The 16,607-nt window shown below is 37.4% G+C and carries 22 protein-coding genes and 1 pseudogene; 7 read left to right on the top strand and 16 right to left on the bottom strand.

The features are described 5' to 3' along the window. Window positions 1-9 precede the first annotated feature (9 nt). The gene (locus ACQKNI_RS11770) at window positions 10-1,662 is read right to left on the bottom strand and encodes a putative polysaccharide biosynthesis protein (protein WP_088232262.1); all 1,653 of its coding nucleotides are present in this window, start codon (window positions 1,660-1,662) and stop codon (window positions 10-12) included. 296 nt (window positions 1,663-1,958) lie between these two features. On the opposite strand from ACQKNI_RS11770, the gene ACQKNI_RS11775 reads away from it, so the two are divergent. Beyond that, the gene (locus ACQKNI_RS11775; RefSeq protein WP_098252745.1) at window positions 1,959-3,230 is read left to right on the top strand and encodes an NAD(P)/FAD-dependent oxidoreductase; all 1,272 of its coding nucleotides are present in this window, start codon (window positions 1,959-1,961) and stop codon (window positions 3,228-3,230) included. Window positions 3,231-3,427: 197 nt separating this feature from the next. Beyond that, window positions 3,428-4,867, top strand: a complete 1,440-nt coding sequence (locus ACQKNI_RS11780) for an MDR family MFS transporter (RefSeq protein WP_088232264.1) — start codon at window positions 3,428-3,430, stop codon at window positions 4,865-4,867. A gap of 43 nt (window positions 4,868-4,910) precedes the next feature. On the opposite strand, the gene ACQKNI_RS11785 is transcribed toward ACQKNI_RS11780, so the two are convergent. Together ACQKNI_RS11785 and ACQKNI_RS11790 are read right to left on the bottom strand one after the other, a co-directional pair. Next, entirely contained in the window at window positions 4,911-5,234 is a 324-nt protein-coding gene (locus ACQKNI_RS11785; RefSeq protein ID WP_088232265.1) for an ArsR/SmtB family transcription factor, read from the bottom strand. After that, on the bottom strand, window positions 5,235-5,666 hold the full coding sequence (locus tag ACQKNI_RS11790) for an SRPBCC family protein (RefSeq protein ID WP_088232266.1): 432 nt from the start codon (window positions 5,664-5,666) through the stop codon (window positions 5,235-5,237). Window positions 5,667-6,089: 423 nt separating this feature from the next. Between ACQKNI_RS11790 and ACQKNI_RS11795 the strand changes: the two genes are divergently transcribed. Beyond that, window positions 6,090-6,317, top strand: coding sequence for a DUF3973 domain-containing protein (locus ACQKNI_RS11795; protein WP_088232267.1), 228 nt, complete (start codon window positions 6,090-6,092; stop codon window positions 6,315-6,317). A gap of 34 nt (window positions 6,318-6,351) precedes the next feature. Here ACQKNI_RS11795 and ACQKNI_RS11800 read toward each other — a convergent pair whose 3' ends face one another. Continuing rightward, entirely contained in the window at window positions 6,352-6,534 is a 183-nt protein-coding gene (locus ACQKNI_RS11800; RefSeq protein WP_000621751.1) for a sporulation protein Cse60, read from the bottom strand. A 1-nt stretch (window position 6,535) separates the two neighbouring features. Next, window positions 6,536-6,772: a DUF2553 family protein gene (locus ACQKNI_RS11805; protein WP_088232268.1), complete on the bottom strand. Its 237-nt coding sequence runs from the start codon at window positions 6,770-6,772 to the stop codon at window positions 6,536-6,538. A 254-nt stretch (window positions 6,773-7,026) separates the two neighbouring features. On the opposite strand from ACQKNI_RS11805, the gene ACQKNI_RS11810 reads away from it, so the two are divergent. Next, complete coding sequence (locus ACQKNI_RS11810) at window positions 7,027-7,521, top strand: CarD family transcriptional regulator (RefSeq protein WP_098252746.1); 495 nt, start codon at window positions 7,027-7,029, stop codon at window positions 7,519-7,521. A 103-nt stretch (window positions 7,522-7,624) separates the two neighbouring features. Here ACQKNI_RS11810 and ACQKNI_RS11815 read toward each other — a convergent pair whose 3' ends face one another. The 5 genes from ACQKNI_RS11815 to ACQKNI_RS11835 all read right to left on the bottom strand — a co-directional run bounded on the left by ACQKNI_RS11815 (window position 7,625) and on the right by ACQKNI_RS11835 (window position 10,612). Next, entirely contained in the window at window positions 7,625-8,047 is a 423-nt protein-coding gene (locus tag ACQKNI_RS11815; protein WP_427282388.1) for a DUF3888 domain-containing protein, read from the bottom strand. Window positions 8,048-8,140: 93 nt separating this feature from the next. Then, window positions 8,141-8,374 (bottom strand): molybdopterin converting factor subunit 1, encoded by a 234-nt coding sequence (gene moaD, locus ACQKNI_RS11820; RefSeq protein WP_088232271.1) that lies wholly within the window; start codon window positions 8,372-8,374, stop codon window positions 8,141-8,143. A 2-nt stretch (window positions 8,375-8,376) separates the two neighbouring features. Beyond that, on the bottom strand, window positions 8,377-8,841 hold the full coding sequence (gene moaE, locus ACQKNI_RS11825) for a molybdopterin synthase catalytic subunit MoaE (RefSeq protein WP_098882967.1): 465 nt from the start codon (window positions 8,839-8,841) through the stop codon (window positions 8,377-8,379). Then, complete coding sequence (gene mobB / locus ACQKNI_RS11830; RefSeq protein WP_141552141.1) at window positions 8,838-9,359, bottom strand: molybdopterin-guanine dinucleotide biosynthesis protein B; 522 nt, start codon at window positions 9,357-9,359, stop codon at window positions 8,838-8,840. Before mobB ends, moaE begins: the two co-directional genes overlap by 4 nt. Beyond that, on the bottom strand, window positions 9,323-10,612 hold the full coding sequence (locus ACQKNI_RS11835) for a molybdopterin molybdotransferase MoeA (protein WP_427282389.1): 1,290 nt from the start codon (window positions 10,610-10,612) through the stop codon (window positions 9,323-9,325). The genes mobB and ACQKNI_RS11835 overlap by 37 nt, the downstream gene beginning before the upstream one ends. Window positions 10,613-10,695: 83 nt before the next feature. On the opposite strand from ACQKNI_RS11835, the gene moaC reads away from it, so the two are divergent. Further along, the gene (gene moaC, locus ACQKNI_RS11840; protein ID WP_427282391.1) at window positions 10,696-11,181 is read left to right on the top strand and encodes a cyclic pyranopterin monophosphate synthase MoaC; all 486 of its coding nucleotides are present in this window, start codon (window positions 10,696-10,698) and stop codon (window positions 11,179-11,181) included. 37 nt (window positions 11,182-11,218) lie between these two features. Here the strand turns inward: moaC and ACQKNI_RS11845 are convergent, their stop codons facing one another. From ACQKNI_RS11845 to ACQKNI_RS11865, 5 genes are all read right to left on the bottom strand, one after another. Further along, window positions 11,219-12,232 (bottom strand): molybdopterin-synthase adenylyltransferase MoeB, encoded by a 1,014-nt coding sequence (locus ACQKNI_RS11845; protein WP_427282392.1) that lies wholly within the window; start codon window positions 12,230-12,232, stop codon window positions 11,219-11,221. Window positions 12,233-12,248: 16 nt separating this feature from the next. Continuing rightward, on the bottom strand, window positions 12,249-13,262 hold the full coding sequence (gene moaA, locus ACQKNI_RS11850; RefSeq protein ID WP_427282393.1) for a GTP 3',8-cyclase MoaA: 1,014 nt from the start codon (window positions 13,260-13,262) through the stop codon (window positions 12,249-12,251). Between the two features lie 228 nt (window positions 13,263-13,490). After that, a complete protein-coding gene (locus tag ACQKNI_RS11855) occupies window positions 13,491-13,814 on the bottom strand; it encodes a hypothetical protein (RefSeq protein ID WP_088232278.1) in 324 nt (107 codons plus the stop codon). 20 nt (window positions 13,815-13,834) lie between these two features. Next, a complete protein-coding gene (locus ACQKNI_RS11860) occupies window positions 13,835-14,059 on the bottom strand; it encodes a spore germination protein (RefSeq protein WP_000512461.1) in 225 nt (74 codons plus the stop codon). 78 nt (window positions 14,060-14,137) lie between these two features. Further along, a complete protein-coding gene (locus tag ACQKNI_RS11865; protein ID WP_000141255.1) occupies window positions 14,138-14,443 on the bottom strand; it encodes a rhodanese-like domain-containing protein in 306 nt (101 codons plus the stop codon). A gap of 200 nt (window positions 14,444-14,643) precedes the next feature. Here ACQKNI_RS11865 and ACQKNI_RS11870 point away from each other — a divergent pair, with 200 nt between their 5' ends. After that, complete coding sequence (locus ACQKNI_RS11870) at window positions 14,644-14,826, top strand: hypothetical protein (RefSeq protein ID WP_088232279.1); 183 nt, start codon at window positions 14,644-14,646, stop codon at window positions 14,824-14,826. A gap of 49 nt (window positions 14,827-14,875) precedes the next feature. Here the strand turns inward: ACQKNI_RS11870 and ACQKNI_RS11875 are convergent, their stop codons facing one another. After that, window positions 14,876-16,000: a homoserine O-succinyltransferase gene (locus ACQKNI_RS11875; protein ID WP_427282394.1), complete on the bottom strand. Its 1,125-nt coding sequence runs from the start codon at window positions 15,998-16,000 to the stop codon at window positions 14,876-14,878. A 152-nt stretch (window positions 16,001-16,152) separates the two neighbouring features. Between ACQKNI_RS11875 and ACQKNI_RS11880 the strand changes: the two are divergent. Next, window positions 16,153-16,607: pseudogene (locus ACQKNI_RS11880) on the top strand (spore germination protein); the annotation flags it as partial.

The following is a 16,607-nucleotide window of genomic DNA, read 5'->3' on the forward strand; positions in this document are numbered from 1 at the left end:
GGGACGTATTTACGCCCCTTTTGATTTCAACTTTATTTTGAATCGACTACCAAGTTTACGTTGAATTTTATCTAACGCTTCCCCGCCAAATACTCTTTCAAGTACTCCTGTGCGAATTGCTAATAGAATGTAAACAAAACCACCAATACTTGCACAAATTGCAACTGTAATTAAAGCACCCATACGGCCATCAGGCGAAATCACGAAGGATAGAAGCCATTGTGATAGTTTTACCGCCACGACCATTACAAGTGTTAATACTGCAATTTGGAATGTTCTTTTGTATACAACACCGAATGAGTAGTTTGCATGTTTTTTAATTTGGTGATTTGTGTACCAAACTGAAGCGATGAAACCAACTGCTGTTGCAAGAATTGCTCCTATTGTACCGAAATAACGAATAAAGATTACATTACATACAAATTTCAAAATAATACCCATTACAAGCGCAATAATCGCATGCTTCTGTTGATTAATACCTTGCATAATTGCCGCTGTTACTGTGAATAAAGCAAATAACAACGCAACTGGCGCATACCACATTAATACTTGTCCACCTAGTGGATCTGAATCGTAAAACGCAGTATAAATTGGGTATGCAAGTGTAGAAATACCGATAACTGCTGGCAATGTTAAAAACATATTTGCCTGGAATGTTTGTGTAATTTGTAATTTTAAATAACGATATTGTTTTTCAGTAAACGATTTTGTAATCGCTGGCACAAGCGTTAAACTAAACGCTGTTGCAAGTGATACAGGAATCATAATTAATTTATGCGTCCACATTGTGAAAATACCGAGTGCTCGCTCTGCGATATCACCTTGACCAATCGCCTGCATAATTGAGTTAAATGTTAACGTATCAATTTGTTGATATAAAGGAATTGTTAACCCAATTACAACGTAAGGAATCGCATATGCAAATAATTCTTTAAACAATTGAACCGTACTCACTGTCGATTCTGGTACAGTTTGTTCAATTAAATATTGATCCAAATGTTTTTTACGTTTTAACCAGTACCAGATGAGTACACCGAGCGCTCCAACCGCTGAAACGAACGCAGCAAATGTTGCTACCCCAACTGCTGTTGCAACTGTACCGCCAAGTACTTTAATAACGATAAAACTACCTGCTAATAAAAAGACGATACGAATAATTTGTTCAATAATTTGTGAAACAGTAGTTGGTCCCATCGACTGGTGACCTTGGAAATAACCACGAATTAAACTCGCTGCTGGCACAACAATAAGCGCAAAGCTTACGAGGCGAATAATCGTCGTAACTTCGTCTATCTTACTTTGTAAACTTTGTTTACCAAGCATTGCTTCTGCAAACAATGGCGCCGTCATATATAGTACTAAGAACGATAGAATTCCTGTTACTATCATCATAACCATTCCCGAGCGGAACATTCTCCGGCTCGTTTTATAATCGCCAAGCGCATTATATTTGGAAACGAATTTTGAAACAGCAAGCGGCACACCTGCCGTTGCGATACTTAAAAAGATCGTATATGGAATGTATCCATATGTATAGAGCGTTCCGCCTTCTGTACCTACTAACGCATGAAACGGAAAGACGTAAATCATGCCTAAGAACTTTACTAAAAATGTCCCTAGCGTAACGATAAGCGTTCCGCGCAAAAATTTCGAATCGGACATACAAAAATCCTCCTACATCTACATAAAGTGAAACTTTAATTAGTGGGGTTTTGTTCTTCCCTACTAATTATTAGCCCTCACCATTCGAGCATTTATGGGTTACCAGACTCCCTCTTTATTTCTCCTAAATCTTAAAGTTTTAGTCTTATTGCCACAAATAGCTGGATAGTGCTGAACTCTAACTTTTGTATTGTACCACAATTCTCCCCTTAAACAGTACTTCACTCTATTTTTCTTTTAAGAGAAAACATGCTATTCTTTTAGGCAGGAAATGTAGAAAATGAGGTCGATATATTATGCATTATGATGTTATTGTCATCGGCGGTGGGCCTTCTGGGCTAATGGCTGCAATCGGTGCTGCAGAAGAAGGCGCAACTGTCTTACTTCTTGATAAAGGAAATAAACTCGGGCGCAAACTTGCGATTTCTGGTGGCGGGCGCTGTAACGTAACAAACCGTCTACCACTTGATGAAATTGTTAAACATATACCAGGAAATGGACGCTTCTTATACAGTGCCTTTTCTATTTTTAATAATGAAGATATTATTACATTCTTCGAAAATCTTGGTGTTAAATTAAAAGAAGAGGACCATGGTCGCATGTTCCCTGTATCAAATAAAGCGCAATCTGTTGTAGATGCACTTTTAACACGATTAAAAGACTTAGGTGTAAAAATACGTACAAATACACCTGTTGAAACGATTGAGTATGAAAATGGTCAAACGAAAGCAGTTGTACTGCAAACAGGTGAAGTACTAGAAACGAATCACGTCGTTATCGCTGTTGGCGGAAAATCAGTTCCTCAAACTGGTTCTACTGGAGACGGATACGCTTGGGCTGAAAAAGCTGGTCATACAATTACAGAGCTTTTCCCAACAGAAGTACCAATCCTTTCAAACGAACCATTTATTCGTGATCGCTCATTACAAGGTCTCGCTTTGCGCGATATAAATTTAAGCGTATTAAACCCGAAAGGAAAAGTTGTCATTTCTCATAAAATGGACATGCTCTTCACTCACTTCGGCTTATCAGGCCCTGCTGCTCTTCGTTGTAGCCAATTCGTTGTAAAAACGTTGAAAAAATTTAAAACGAATACAGTGCAAATGAGTATCGATGCATTGCCAGAAGAAAATAGTGAACAACTATTCCAACGCATGCTGAAACAAATGAAAGAAGATCCGAAAAAAGGAATTAAAAACGTTTTAAAAGGTTATGTTCCTGAACGTTACTTCCTATTCTTATTAGAAAAAAATGAAATTGATGGTAGCGAGCAAGCTGGACAAGTTTCTCATGAGAAGATTCGTGCACTTGTGAAAGACTTTAAAGAATTTACTGTGAATGTAAATGGTACGCAGTCAATTGAAAAAGCATTCGTTACTGGCGGCGGTGTATCCGTTAAAGAAATTAACCCGAAAGAAATGTCTTCTAAATTCACGAACGGCTTATATTTCTGTGGAGAAGTTCTTGATATTCACGGTTATACTGGTGGTTATAACATTACATCTGCCCTTGTTACTGGTAGAATTGCCGGAACGACAGCTGGAGAAAACGCGAAATTGCAATATTAGAGAAGAAACAGGGCTTCCCTGTTTCTTTTTTGTAGGTACATGCAATTATATCGGCGATTCTGCAAGTTATATCAACTTACAAAAAAGAAAGACAAATCCCCTCCCCCTAACTTCCTGTGCTTTTTTATTGCTTTATACACCTTAGTACCTTTATATTTTATATTGTTGAATATTTAAAAAGGGTAAGGGGAAAACAAATGAGAAAAAAAGTCATGATGTCTTTAATGCTAATGACGTTTCTTTCTGCGGTAGAAGGAACGATTGTTAGTACAGCAATCCCTCGTATAACGAGTGACTTGTCAGGCGTCGAACTTGTTAGTTGGGTATATGCAATTTATATGCTTGCAACAGCTGTTTCGACTCCAATATATGGAAAGCTAGCTGATTTATTCGGCCGCAAAAAAGTTCTACTCATCGGAGCAACTATCTTCTTAATCGGTTCTGCACTTTGCGGAGTCGTTACATCAATGGAACAATTAATCTTCTTCCGTGCTCTTCAAGGTATAGGCGCTGGCGCTGTTATGCCAATTACTATGACAATTATTGGAGACTTATATAGCGAAGCAAAAGACCGCGCGAAAGCACAAGGCTGGATGAGTGCCGTTTGGGGTGTATCTGGTGTCATTGGGCCGTTAGTAGGCGGATTTTTAGTCGATTCTCTTTCTTGGCGTTATATCTTCTTCTTGAACGTTCCATTTGGCATTATCGCTTGCTTAATGATTGCCATTTATTATAAGGAATCTATTAAGTCATCTAAGCAACATATCGATTACCTTGGTGCAACAGTCTTTTCATTAAGTACAATTGCTCTACTATACGCATTATTAACAGGTAGCAGTAAGCAAAACTGGGGAGATATTTCAATTATCGGCCTATTAATCTTTGCCGCTATTTCATTCATTATTTTCTTATACATCGAGAAAAGGTCTCCGGAACCATTAATTCCGCTAGCACTTTTCTCTAATCGTACATTATCCACAATAAACATACTAACGCTTATTGCTGGTGCAATGATTATTAGTATTACAGTGTATCTTCCAATATGGAGCCAAGGTGTTTTAGGAAAAAATGCGACAGAAGCTGGACTCATTTTAATGCCGATTCCTGTTATGTGGACATTCGGTGCTATGTTCTCAGGTAACTTAGTTGGCAAAATAACAACGAAACAAATTATTTTACTTGGAGCTAGCATTTTATCAGTTGCTACTTTCTTATTATTTACATTGTCAACAGACTCACCGTCATTCCTTATTTATGTAGCAGTCGGATTATTCGGCTTAGGAATGGGGCTTGTCACACCGATCTACATGGTCACAATTCAAGCAGCTGTACCAGCTCATACGCGCGGAACAGCCGTTGGTTTAAACACATTTATTAATACATTTAGTCAAACGCTAGGCGCTGCCATTTTCGGCACAGTCTTCAATACGATGATTCATGCACGTGGCATTAAAAATCTCGATCTTGTATCTTCTAGCGGACACGGGGGAGCTACAGCAAACGTAGCTACTGAATCCCAAAACGCATTAGCTGCAAGTATACACGTCATTTATATGAGTACTTTCGTATTAGCAGTATTAACTTTAATTATCGCTTGGTTCTTATTAAAACCAGCTAAACAAACAAGTGAGCAGTAAGAAAAAAAGGATGACCATTTCGGTCATCCTTTTTTCTTACAATCTACTCTTCATTCTCCACAATATATTTCAGCATGGACAATTTATTATCCCAAAATCGTTCATAATACGAGAGCCACTGCTGTAATTCCTCTAACGGCTCCGGTTGCAAACGATATATCTTCTCTCTTCCGCTTTTTCTTCCACTTACTAAATTCGCTTCTGAAAGAATATGAAGATGCTTCACAACAGCGGTGCGACTCATCGGAAAATGATCTGTTATTTTGGAAATCGGTAACTCTTTATCACTTAATAACCGTAATACTTCTCGGCGAGTTGGATCAGCAATTGCTTGAAATACATCATATTTCGCTGCTGACGAAGACATTTAACCTTCAACAACCTTTTTCAGTTTTTCATTTACAATCGCTACCCATCCGCCATTCATTCTATCGCGAATAATAGAGCTCTTCGCATTCGCTTTCGGAAGGATTTCATCCGGATGTTTCCAGCCGCCGTGAATTAACGTAAATTCTGTTTTGTTATCGCCTAAGTCGTTCAAATGAAATGAAACGACCCAACCGTCTGTATCCCATGAGAAAGATAAATGGTTTGGCTCATCAATTTCTAACACTTTACATGGGGATGGTCCGAATGGTGATTGCACATGAAATTCATGTCCTACTTCTAATTTGAAATCGTTCGGCATAAACCATGACGAAATTCCCTCTGCAGTTGATACTACATTCCATACTTTTTGAATAGGTGCGTTAAAAACGATTGTTTGTTTAATATCATTTAATGTATTTTGTTGATTCATTTTATATCTCCTTTATTCGGCATTAAAACATAACACCTTTTGGTTGTATTTAGATAATATAACACCTTTTCGTTTCATGTCAACGCTAATTCTGTTTACCGTTGAGAAATTCTCAACATTTTTTCAACAGGACAAACACCCTCTCAGCATTTCTTCATAATATACTCACAAAGGCAACCAAAAATAAAAACTTCTCTCAACATGACACTCCATCATTCATATTGAAAGATGCGCCTTACTTATATCATGCGTAATTCGTCGCTCCTCCTTCCCTCAGAGGCGATACGCAAAATATAAAAAATTAGAAGGAATATGCCCACCATTTGAGTAGGTAGTTATTTCTCTTCTCCTTAACATTTCCTTAGGAGCGAAATGACTACCCACTCACTTTTTCAAACAAAAATAAAAAGGAGATGAAAGGCTATGTTCTATTGCATTAACTGTTCTGACATTCACCGTGAGAAACATCCGAATGATAAAGTATTCAAAAACGGTTTTTATATTGATCCATTTTTAGGTGATCGTTATCACCTCGGCATGTGTAAAGATGCTCAAAAGCATGAAGCAGAAGAACTGCTTTTAACGTCAAAGAAATTAGGCACACCCCAATCTATTATGAACGTATTACCAACACATGTTGTCCCAACATAAAGCATAAAAAAGAGCTGGCTCACCCAGCTCTTTTTTATGCTTTATAAACGATCATTGCTGAAAAACAATAAATTTGGTTTTCGTCATCGTTAATGGAAACACCAACTTGGTACTTAATATCTACAAAGTTACTATCATCAATCTTTTTCAAAAACACATTTACAGCATCTTCTAAGTCTTTTTCGTGACTTTCATCAAACACTTTCACACGAATCATTTTAACACCATCCTAGATCGCAGCCCTCCGCCGCTTGATTATTGCCACGGTGCGTATCTATGATGCGATAAAACTTTCCATTCTCATATATATATCCGTCTTCTAACACATATTGTTTATCTTCAGTATAGACATAAAACTTACCTATCATAAATTTACTCGTATATAATTCCAAATAATCTGGTCTAAATTTAGCTACAACTTTATTTGTAATATCAATTTTTATTGTGCGCCCCACCTTCTCTCCCTCCTTTGCAAAGAACGGATTTAGGTATATTGTATTAGCGATTTTACATTTTATGCTTAAAAATAAGCGGATATGCCTTCCGTCCTCACCTGTACTATTTTTCTAAAAAAGTCATCCATAAATAAGAGCAAAAAAATATATAAAAAAAGAGTTTTTACTTATTGACTCGAACATAAATATTATGGTATTATATAAAATTTGACATTTTTCAATCCATATGTTATCATTAGTAGAGGTTACCACATATGGAGGTGGATGATTTGTTTCAAATTGGCGATAAAATTGTTTATCCAATGAACGGTGCAGGAATCATCGAAGCCATTGAAGAGAAAGAAATATTAGGTACTACGCGTCAATATTGTGTGATACGTATCATTAATAAAGATATGCAAGTTATGCTTCCGATGGATCAATTACAAAAATCAGGTATTCGTTATATCGTTGATAAAGGTACGTTAAATGATATACTCCTTGCATTTCAAAATGGGGAATCTGACCCATCACTCTCATGGAAACAAAGATACACAATGAATATGGAAAAAATGAAAAACGGCAATCTGCAAGATAGCGCAGAAGTTGTTCGTGATTTACTCCGCCGTAATAAAGAAAGAGCGTTAAATGCGAGCGAAAAACAAATGCTAGATAATGCACGTAAAATGATGATTAGCGAAGTTGCACTCGTACAAAACGTTTCTGAACATCAAGCGACAGAATTTCTTCAAGAGACAATTAATCATTAATTTTTAAAATAGCTGGCCGCTATTTTTTTTTTTGCAAAAAAAGGACAAAGAGATAAATCTCTTTGTCCTTTTCTATTACTCGCACCAACTTTTCCGTCATCAGTTACCGCTCTACACCATTAGAATGTGCTTTCATTTTTTCCTTCTCTCGTGCGCACACCTTTTCTGCAATCTCACTAGAAACATTTTTTTCTCGTTCCACCTTCTTTATCTTTATGTGATCTAAATTATCTTCTAAAGTAAGTGTAACTTTGTCATTTGGCGGATTGTGTGCACCTTGAAAAGTAAGAAATTGTAGCATCACTTCAAATCTAGGAACGAACTCATCTTTCTTGCCTAAACGCTTTATATTTATAACTGAGTCACATTCATATCGATCTTCTGTCGCTTGTCTTATAACAGAATAATACCTATTCAATAACGCACTCTCTAACAGCTGCTCTTTCGATTCTTTTGCCCATGAATAGCTTGGAGAAAAGAAAAAGATAGAACATACCATTGTTATCATTACACATAGTTTTTTCATAACGCCCTCCTTGTTCTATAAATTAGTGTTCTCAAAAATGCCATAAAAAAACGACTTCCCCTATTCAGGAAAGTCGTTTTAATGAATCCAATATTAACCACCGCTCACTGGTGGTATGAGCGCAACAACATCACCAGATTGAATTGTGTCCTCTTCATTTGCATATTCTTCATTAATCGCAACCATAATTGGTGCTGAAACTGGTACATTATATTCATTCGCAACAATCTCTTTTAACTGCGTGACCGTAATATTTTCTTTCTCTATTTGTAATTCACTTGTCCCTGCTTCCTCTTGCAAGTGCGCAAATAACAATACTCGAATCATACTTATAGCTCCTTCCCAGGCTCTCCCGCTGGATATGGTGTTTTTTCTAATTGATCCCCAATCCACGAGTCACCATCTTCCCAAAACTCTTTTTTCCATATCGGAACAATTTGTTTTATACGTTCCATAATATATTCATTCGCTTCATAAGCCGCTTTACGGTGCGGTGTTGAAACAGCAACAACAACTGCTATATCAGAAATTTGTAGTGTACCGATGCGATGGGTAATTGCAACGTGTGTACCTGGCCACTTTTCTTTCACTTCAGAGCCGATTTTCTGTAGCATCTTTTCTGCCATCGTTTTATAAGCGGCATACTCTAAGTACAATGTACGGCGCCCTTTCGTAAACTCTCTAACCGTTCCGATAAATGTTGTAACAGCACCGCATTCACGGCGAATTACCTTCTGAGCTACCTCTTCAATCGAGATTTCTGTATCAATTACTTCATAATACGTATTTGTCATTTTATACTCCTAACCGTTTGTAAAAGCCAGTCTATATACAACTCTTCTTCTGTTATATGAAATACTTTATATTCTTCTCTTAATTTTACCGGCGCATCATGCCACGTAATAACTGCTACCACATTTTTTACTTTATGTAAAAGTTCAGCATCTTCCGCAGAACGAAGTAACACTACTTTCGGATAGTTCTCTTTTTTATAGCCCTCTATTAAAATTGTACCCACTTCAAAAAACTCATATAAGCGAATAATTTCCTTCAAGGACCATTCCTCTCTTAGCGAAGAAAGTGAAAGTAATCCAGCACCTTCTACACTACTTACGACAGCACCAGCTTTACGGTGTCTTTCACTATCTTTTTGCGCTACTTCTGGAAAACCTCCGTGCCCATGATGTTTAATTGTAGCAACTTTCATTTCTTTTTGAGCCAATGCATGCACGATTTTCTCTACAAGTGTTGTTTTTCCACTATTTTGATACCCTACTATTTGTAAGATTGAAGGGGCTTTTCCCACGGCCAATCACATCCCTCGGCGTGCTCTAACAATAATACCGCTACTTTCATTCCAGCTTCAAATCCTCTTGTCCCTCCAGGCAACACGATAAAAGCATTTGCATCCGCAAGTGAAGAGACCGCACTCGACTTATCTAATCCCACTGGCATCGCTTGTAATGCCCCATCCGCGATTTTCACGTTTGCTCTTACAAAACGAGTAAACGGATTTGGCTTCGGAAAATCTTTTTGCAAAATAGCATCCGCTCTATATATGTGAGGTTCCTTCGCATACAAATGCGTTTTTATAATTGGATGTACAAATAATTCAAAGCCTACATAACATGCTGACGGATTCCCTGATAAACCGAAAAGTAACTTTCCATCAACTTCAGCTACTGTCGTTACACTTCCTGGTCTCATCGCTATTTTATTAAAGAGTACATGCGCCTGCAATCTTTCATAAATAGCCGGTAAATAGTCATAATCTCCTACCGACACACCGCCTGTTGTAATTAAAATATCAACCTCTTCCATCGCCGATTGAACAGCTGCAAAACATGCATCTAACTCATCGGCAAGCTGGCCATAATACCGAATTTTTCCGCCAGCTTTCATAATTTGAGCAGCAATCATATAAGAGTTACTATTTCTAATTTTCCCTGGCTCTAACGGCTCGTGTACTTCTAGTAATTCACTTCCTGTCGTTACAATACCGACAACAGGCTGTTTTACAACTTTCACCGTACTATATCCAAATGTCGCTAATAGGGCGGCAACACCAGGATTAATTGCAACACCTTTCTTAACGAGAACTTGATTTTGTTTTACATCTTCTCCTTTAAATGACACGTTGTCACCACTATTGAAAGGACGCTTTAACTTCATATATGTACTTCCGTTCTGCTCGAATCCTTCCGTCAACTCTAGCATTACGACTGCATTACAGTCTGCCGGAATAGCTGCTCCTGTCATAATACGAACCGCCTGAAAAGTTCCTACTTCTTCTACAAAAACAGCCCCTGCTCCAATTTCTCCTATTACTTCAAATTCAATTGGATTCTCCTGACTTGCTTCTTTCGTATCTTCCGCTCGAATAGCAAAACCATCGTAAGGGGAACGGTCAAAATGAGGAACGTCATGATCTGAGACAACGTCTTCTCCAAGAATTCTCCCGTAACTTTCCGTAATAGAAACCGATTCTACTTCACCATGTTTCGCATATTTCATTACCCGTTCCACTGCCTCAGCAACTGGAATGGGAATTCTTCTTTCTACCATCATTCCTCACCTCATATTTGCAATTTTTTTTATCTCGATTAAACTTTATGTATTAAATAGAAATTACTTCAAGGAGGAATTCCATGTCTTCATTCACACATTTCAACGACCAGGGCCGCGCGAAAATGGTTGATATAAGCGAGAAAAAGGCAACCGTTCGAACAGCAATTGCGTGCTCTAGCATCGTCGTTACGAAAGAAATTTACGATAAAATCTCTCACAATGAAATCGGAAAAGGTGACGTATTAGCGGTTGCCCAAATCGCAGGCATTATGGCTGCAAAACGCACTTCTGATATTATCCCAATGTGCCACCCTTTATTATTAAAAGGTGTTGATGTTTCTTTCGATTGGAAACAATTAGAGGAACAATATCGATTACTCATTGAAGTAAAAGTTAAAACAGAAGGTACTACCGGTGTTGAAATGGAAGCTTTAACAGCTGCTTCTGCTACCGCTCTTACCGTATATGATATGTGTAAAGCTGTTGATAAAGGTATGATTATTGGCGAAACATACTTACTTGAAAAAACAGGTGGAAAAAGTGGAGATTACACGAGAAATTTGTAATCCGCTCTCCGTTGAACCTAAAGGGTGCCCTTTAGGTTCAACCTATATATCTTGCATATAAGCTTTTCGCTACATTCATATCATTTGTTCCATGAATAAACGCCCTACCATCTGTGAAAAGAACGAAGCGATATTCTTCTACCGGAAATGATAATAAATAAGGTGTTGCCTTTACCTCTACACTTCTTTGTAAGCGCTTTTTAATTTCTTCTAAATTAAATTCATTCCGCATACCTGGGCGAATTTGTACTGTATTTCGTCCACATAACACTTCTGTTTTCGTTTGTGCCTCAAATGTTAAACTCGGGTATGTACGCAATCTTCCGCAAGATAAACACGTATCTTTTTTCTGCCTATTCACTTTAAATGCCATCTGTTGATTATTCCAAAGATCAAACGATAACATCGTTTCACGAAGCGAGTCAAAGTCTTCTACTAATATTTTCAACGCTTCTGTTATTTGATGCGCCACTACTAATTGCACCGCTGGTTGTATAATACCGGCTGTATCACATGTTGCTCCACTCGCTGGATGTTCCATTAAACAGCGGAAGCACGGTGTTTTTCCCGGTAAAATTGTATACGTTACCCCGTAACTTCCGACACAACCACCATATATCCACGGAATATTATACTTTTGTGAAATATCATTAATAAGAAGACGTGTTTCAAAATTGTCGGTCGCATCTAATATTAAATCTACATCATTCACTAATTCTTCCATTTCTTGCACCGTCACATCTGTTACAACCGGATTTATTTCCACCTCAGAATTAATCGCTTTTAAATGTTCTGCTGCCGCTATCGCCTTCGGTTTATACTGCATTGCATCTTCTTCTGTATATAATTGTTGCCTTTGTAAATTGCTCCATTCTACATAATCACGATCCGCAATCGTTACTTTTCCAACACCTGCTCTAACAATTGCTTCTCCATTCGCCGCACCAAGAGCACCAGCGCCGATAATAAGCACATGCTTCTCTCTTATTTTTCGCTGCCCTTCTTCTCCCACACCAGAAAATAATATTTGTCTTGAATATCGCTCCTGCATACGATAGCCCCCTTTCTTATCCTCCTATATAAGACATTTCAATTTTCGGACGATTTTTCGCACTTTCTTCTGTCCGTTCATCTGAATATCTATCTTTTCTATTCATCCATACATCTTGTATAGCATGTAATAACTCTTCATCCGAAAATTTATTTCTAAGAAGTTCTCTTATATCCAATCCTTCTGCCGCAAACAAGCAAGTATAAAACTTTCCATCAGCCGAAATTCTCGCTCTCGTACAAGACGAACAAAACGACTCAGAAACAGAGGTAATAAAACCGACCTCTACATTTGTTCCAACATACCGATATCGTTTCGCAACTTCACCAAAATAATGCGCTTCAGCCGGCTCAAGCGGATACACCCTATGAATCATCTCAATTAATTCCCGCTTTGTAACTACTTGATCAAAATTCCACCCATTCGTACTACCAACATCCATAAACTCAATAAATCTAAGCATGATTCCTTGTTCTTTAAAATACGCAGCCATCGGAAGTACTTGGTGATCATTCATCCCTTTTTTCACAACCATATTTACCTTTACTTCGAGCCCTGCCTCTTTTGCAGCCATAATTCCTTTCATAACAGGTTTCGTATTAACATTCCGCCCATTAATGCTCCTAAATATATCATCATCTATTGCATCTAAACTAACATTTACTCTATGTAATCCAGCTTCTTTCAATGCCTTCGCTTGTTTCGTTAAATGAATGGCATTTGTCGTTAATCCTATATCTGTTAACCCATCAATTTTCACGAGATGCGCAATAAGTTTTGTTACATCTTTACGAAGCAGTGGCTCGCCACCAGTAAGCCTAATTTTTCGTACACCGATGCTAACAAATAGTTTTGCCAAACGCTCAATTTCATCAAACGTCAGTAAAAACTCGTCTTTCAAAAAAGCATAATCGGGCCCAAACACTTCTGCTGGCATACAATATGTACATCTAAAATTGCAACGATCAATGACAGATATGCGTAAATCTTGAAGTGGGCGTCCAAAACGATCTTTAACCTTCTCCTGCATCGCCACCCTCCCTTTCTGCCAAATTTTTCTCTTTTCATTCTATTATAATATATTTTCGAACCACGATGTTTTTGCTCACGTGAATAAAATGAAACTTTAATCAGTAGGGGGGGCTATCACCTACACACCCTCTTTTTTCACATGAAACAAATCTCTTCTTAATATGTATTTACAAAAATAAACTCCGAGACTATTTTTATTTTGAATAATAAAAACCCCCTTAATTTCTTAAGGGAGTCCCGCAATTGAATCCATATTATCTGTATTAGGGACAGCTTGCGCTATACCCGATACATTTGTACCTTGCCCTGCATTTGTTCCTGTTACAGTACCAGCAGGAGTACCTCGTGTATATGTTGTCGTCACAGAATCACCTGGCTGTAAACAAAGCTTCGTCTCTGTTCCTATTACTGTAACAACGTCAATCCAAGTACACCCCATTGCACCACTATACGATTTCGAAGCAGTAAATGACGTATCACTCAAATTATCACCTGTAAATATATTCCCGGTATTATTAACAATAATAAATTCTTTTATATGCGCAGGCATAATTACACTCTACCTTTCTTTTAGGACCCTAATGTACGTGTACTCGTTGCTAATGGTGGAAGAAATACAGATGTTCTAATTACCGCTTCTGGCTGGCGTTTCCCATTTAAAAAAATAGCAGCACTGGAGCCTCCAGCACCCGCATATATTTTCGCCACCGCTAAAGGTGAAATATCATAACAGTCGCCAACATTGACAGCTCCTGTATTATTAATAATTTTTACTTTGCGCAAATTAATCCCCATTTACCCCTCCCCCTTTTGTATACTGTATGCAAAAGAAAAAAACTTGAAACAGACTCGTTTCAAGTTTTTAACTATTAACTATTTCGTTTCACCTTCATATTGAAGCATACCGCCAACCATGTTCACTGTTTTAAATCCTTGTTCATTTAAATAATGGCATACATTCTCACTGCGCATGCCCGAGCGACAAATAAAGATATATTCATTCTCTTTATCAAAGAAATCTACTTTATTTGGGATATCGCCCATTTTAATATGTACAGCTTCTGGAATCTTTCCTGCAGCTACTTCTTCATCTTCCCTTACATCTACTAAAAATAACGTTTCTCCATTTTCTAAACGCTCTTGCACTTCTTCTGTAGTAATTGTATTAACTTCTGTCATATGTCATTCCTCCTTATATACAATAAAACCTTTACGTCTCTTCTTTGAACAACTATTTCTAATTAATTTTAGCATGTGAAAGAAGGAACGCAAAGAATGGAAATTTTATTTCTCAATTTTCTCGCAAAACTTATTCTTTACAAACATAACACGTGCATTGTATCCTCAATATACTTGTTTTATGAAAGGAGCCAGTTAAAATGACACTTTTTCTTTTCATTATGGGCATCATTCTATTAATCGCTGCTATTATTACACTTAGTATGAAAAATAATAAAAAGATAAAATCGCCACAAGAAATGTCATTCTTATTTCTATTACTTAGTATAGCGTTTTTCGGTATAGCAATCGCTACCTATATTTTCCGTCTGCAAATCATGTAAAAAAAGGTGCCTACTACAAACATTGCACCTTTTCCTCAGCATTTATTATCTACACAAAACTAGAGACTTTCCGATTTAAAAATTCGTAAATTTTCCTTTCAAATAAATGAATATCAAATGCTCCCGCCATATGTCCATTTATGCTTTCTATCTCATACACTTCCGCATACTTCCCTTGTTTTTGCAAAATATCTACCATCTTATAATTGTAACGAGATGGCTGAAGTAAATCTTGTTTACACGGAATCATGAGTACATTCGCTTCTATTCGAGAAAGAGCCTCCGCCAAAGAAGAAAATCCGTGCGCAATATCATGTAATAAAACTGCCTTCGCAGTGTACATCCATGAATTTGCATCTACTAACTCTATACTTCTATATGTCACTTTATTTATCTCTTTCTCAAATGATGTTAACGCGGAAAACTCTTGATAAAGCGCCATTTCTATACTATTACGTGAAAATGTCGTTTCATAAAAATGTGCATCAAACGCATTCATAAACATCATTCTATTTGCTAAATGAAGCCCCTTCATTGGCTGTACTTCTCCATATTTCCCGCCCTTCCAATTAGAATCCATTTGTATTGCTTCAATCGCATTTTGCGCTACATTTACAGACGTTATAATTGGATTTTGCGGGTTCGTAATAACACCAATCATTCGTTCTACCATATGAGGATATTGAACAGCCCATTGCTGTGCAATCATTCCACCTGCCGATGGCCCCATGACAGCATGTAATCTTGAAATTCCCATATCTTTTATTAATCCATATTGCATACGAGCTACATCAAGAAATGTAAACACAGGGAAATCCATGGCATATTCATCCCCCGTTTCTGGATTAATCGACTTCGGCCCCGTAGTAATCACGTATGGGTTCTTCACCTGTACATTACAAAGATTATCAGTACATATAACAAAATACTTATTTGTATCAATTGCTTTTCCAGGTCCAATTAGCCCATCCCACCAACCAGACTCCTCATCATTCTCTGTATATTTTCCCGCAGCGTGACTTGTTGCACTAAAATAATGACAAACCAAAATTGCATTTGATCTTTCTCTATTTAAAGTACCATACGTCTCATACCCCATTTGAACAGGCATTGTCCTACCATTTTCAAACGTAAACTCTTTTAAAATAAACTTCTCCTTTTTTACAATTTGCACAGACTCGCCTTCTTCCCGCTATAGTATGAACTGCTTACTAAAGGATTTTTTCTATGCAAACCAATCTCCTTCTTCTTTTCATAAATAAATGAATAATATACAAAATTAGCCACAAAATAGCACTATATTACAAAATCAAAGAGGGCATACATATGATTTGGAATTGGTTACGTAAGAAAAAAAAATCAACTACAACAGAAACAAACGAAACAGATAACCAGGAGCAGCAACCTAACAAGCAAGAGGATACTAACAAAGAACAGACTAGAAGTATGAAACATAATAAAAATAACAATGAAGAGCAAAAACAAGAAGAACAAAAGGATTCGTCGCAAAACAAACAACAAAATTCCAAGCAAGATAACTCGTCTCAGAATAAGCAACAAAACTCGAAGCAAGATGACTCGTCTCAAAATAAACAACAAAACTCGGAGCAAGATGACTCGTCTCAAAATAAGCGACAAAACTCGAAGCAAGATGACTCGTCTCAAAATAAACAACAAAACTCGAAGCAAGATGACTCGTCTCAAAATAAGCAACAAAACTCGAAGCAAGATGACTCGTCTCAAAATAAACAACAAAGCTCGGAGCAAGATGACTCGTCTCA

Source organism: Bacillus sp. NPDC094064 (genome assembly GCF_050279585.1).
Lineage (GTDB): Bacteria > Bacillota > Bacilli > Bacillales > Bacillaceae_G > Bacillus_A.

What these genes read in the sequence shown, in the direction of transcription:
- moaE (WP_098882967.1), bottom strand. Translation starts at nt 8,841, where the DNA reads ATGACAAATACGTATTATGAAGTAATTGATACAGAAATCTCGATTGAA.
- ACQKNI_RS11870 (WP_088232279.1), top strand. Translation starts at nt 14,644, where the DNA reads ATGACACTTTTTCTTTTCATTATGGGCATCATTCTATTAATCGCTGCT.
- ACQKNI_RS11855 (WP_088232278.1), bottom strand. Translation starts at nt 13,814, where the DNA reads ATGCCTGCGCATATAAAAGAATTTATTATTGTTAATAATACCGGGAAT.
- ACQKNI_RS11800 (WP_000621751.1), bottom strand. Translation starts at nt 6,534, where the DNA reads ATGATTCGTGTGAAAGTGTTTGATGAAAGTCACGAAAAAGACTTAGAA.
- moaD (WP_088232271.1), bottom strand. Translation starts at nt 8,374, where the DNA reads ATGATTCGAGTATTGTTATTTGCGCACTTGCAAGAGGAAGCAGGGACA.
- ACQKNI_RS11860 (WP_000512461.1), bottom strand. Translation starts at nt 14,059, where the DNA reads ATGGGGATTAATTTGCGCAAAGTAAAAATTATTAATAATACAGGAGCT.
- ACQKNI_RS11780 (WP_088232264.1), top strand. Translation starts at nt 3,428, where the DNA reads ATGAGAAAAAAAGTCATGATGTCTTTAATGCTAATGACGTTTCTTTCT.
- ACQKNI_RS11865 (WP_000141255.1), bottom strand. Translation starts at nt 14,443, where the DNA reads ATGACAGAAGTTAATACAATTACTACAGAAGAAGTGCAAGAGCGTTTA.
- ACQKNI_RS11795 (WP_088232267.1), top strand. Translation starts at nt 6,090, where the DNA reads ATGTTCTATTGCATTAACTGTTCTGACATTCACCGTGAGAAACATCCG.
- ACQKNI_RS11785 (WP_088232265.1), bottom strand. Translation starts at nt 5,234, where the DNA reads ATGTCTTCGTCAGCAGCGAAATATGATGTATTTCAAGCAATTGCTGAT.
- ACQKNI_RS11775 (WP_098252745.1), top strand. Translation starts at nt 1,959, where the DNA reads ATGCATTATGATGTTATTGTCATCGGCGGTGGGCCTTCTGGGCTAATG.
- moaA (WP_427282393.1), bottom strand. Translation starts at nt 13,262, where the DNA reads ATGCAGGAGAAGGTTAAAGATCGTTTTGGACGCCCACTTCAAGATTTA.
- ACQKNI_RS11835 (WP_427282389.1), bottom strand. Translation starts at nt 10,612, where the DNA reads ATGGTAGAAAGAAGAATTCCCATTCCAGTTGCTGAGGCAGTGGAACGG.
- ACQKNI_RS11790 (WP_088232266.1), bottom strand. Translation starts at nt 5,666, where the DNA reads ATGAATCAACAAAATACATTAAATGATATTAAACAAACAATCGTTTTT.
- moaC (WP_427282391.1), top strand. Translation starts at nt 10,696, where the DNA reads ATGTCTTCATTCACACATTTCAACGACCAGGGCCGCGCGAAAATGGTT.
- ACQKNI_RS11815 (WP_427282388.1), bottom strand. Translation starts at nt 8,047, where the DNA reads ATGAAAAAACTATGTGTAATGATAACAATGGTATGTTCTATCTTTTTC.
- ACQKNI_RS11845 (WP_427282392.1), bottom strand. Translation starts at nt 12,232, where the DNA reads ATGCAGGAGCGATATTCAAGACAAATATTATTTTCTGGTGTGGGAGAA.
- ACQKNI_RS11770 (WP_088232262.1), bottom strand. Translation starts at nt 1,662, where the DNA reads ATGTCCGATTCGAAATTTTTGCGCGGAACGCTTATCGTTACGCTAGGG.
- ACQKNI_RS11810 (WP_098252746.1), top strand. Translation starts at nt 7,027, where the DNA reads ATGGAGGTGGATGATTTGTTTCAAATTGGCGATAAAATTGTTTATCCA.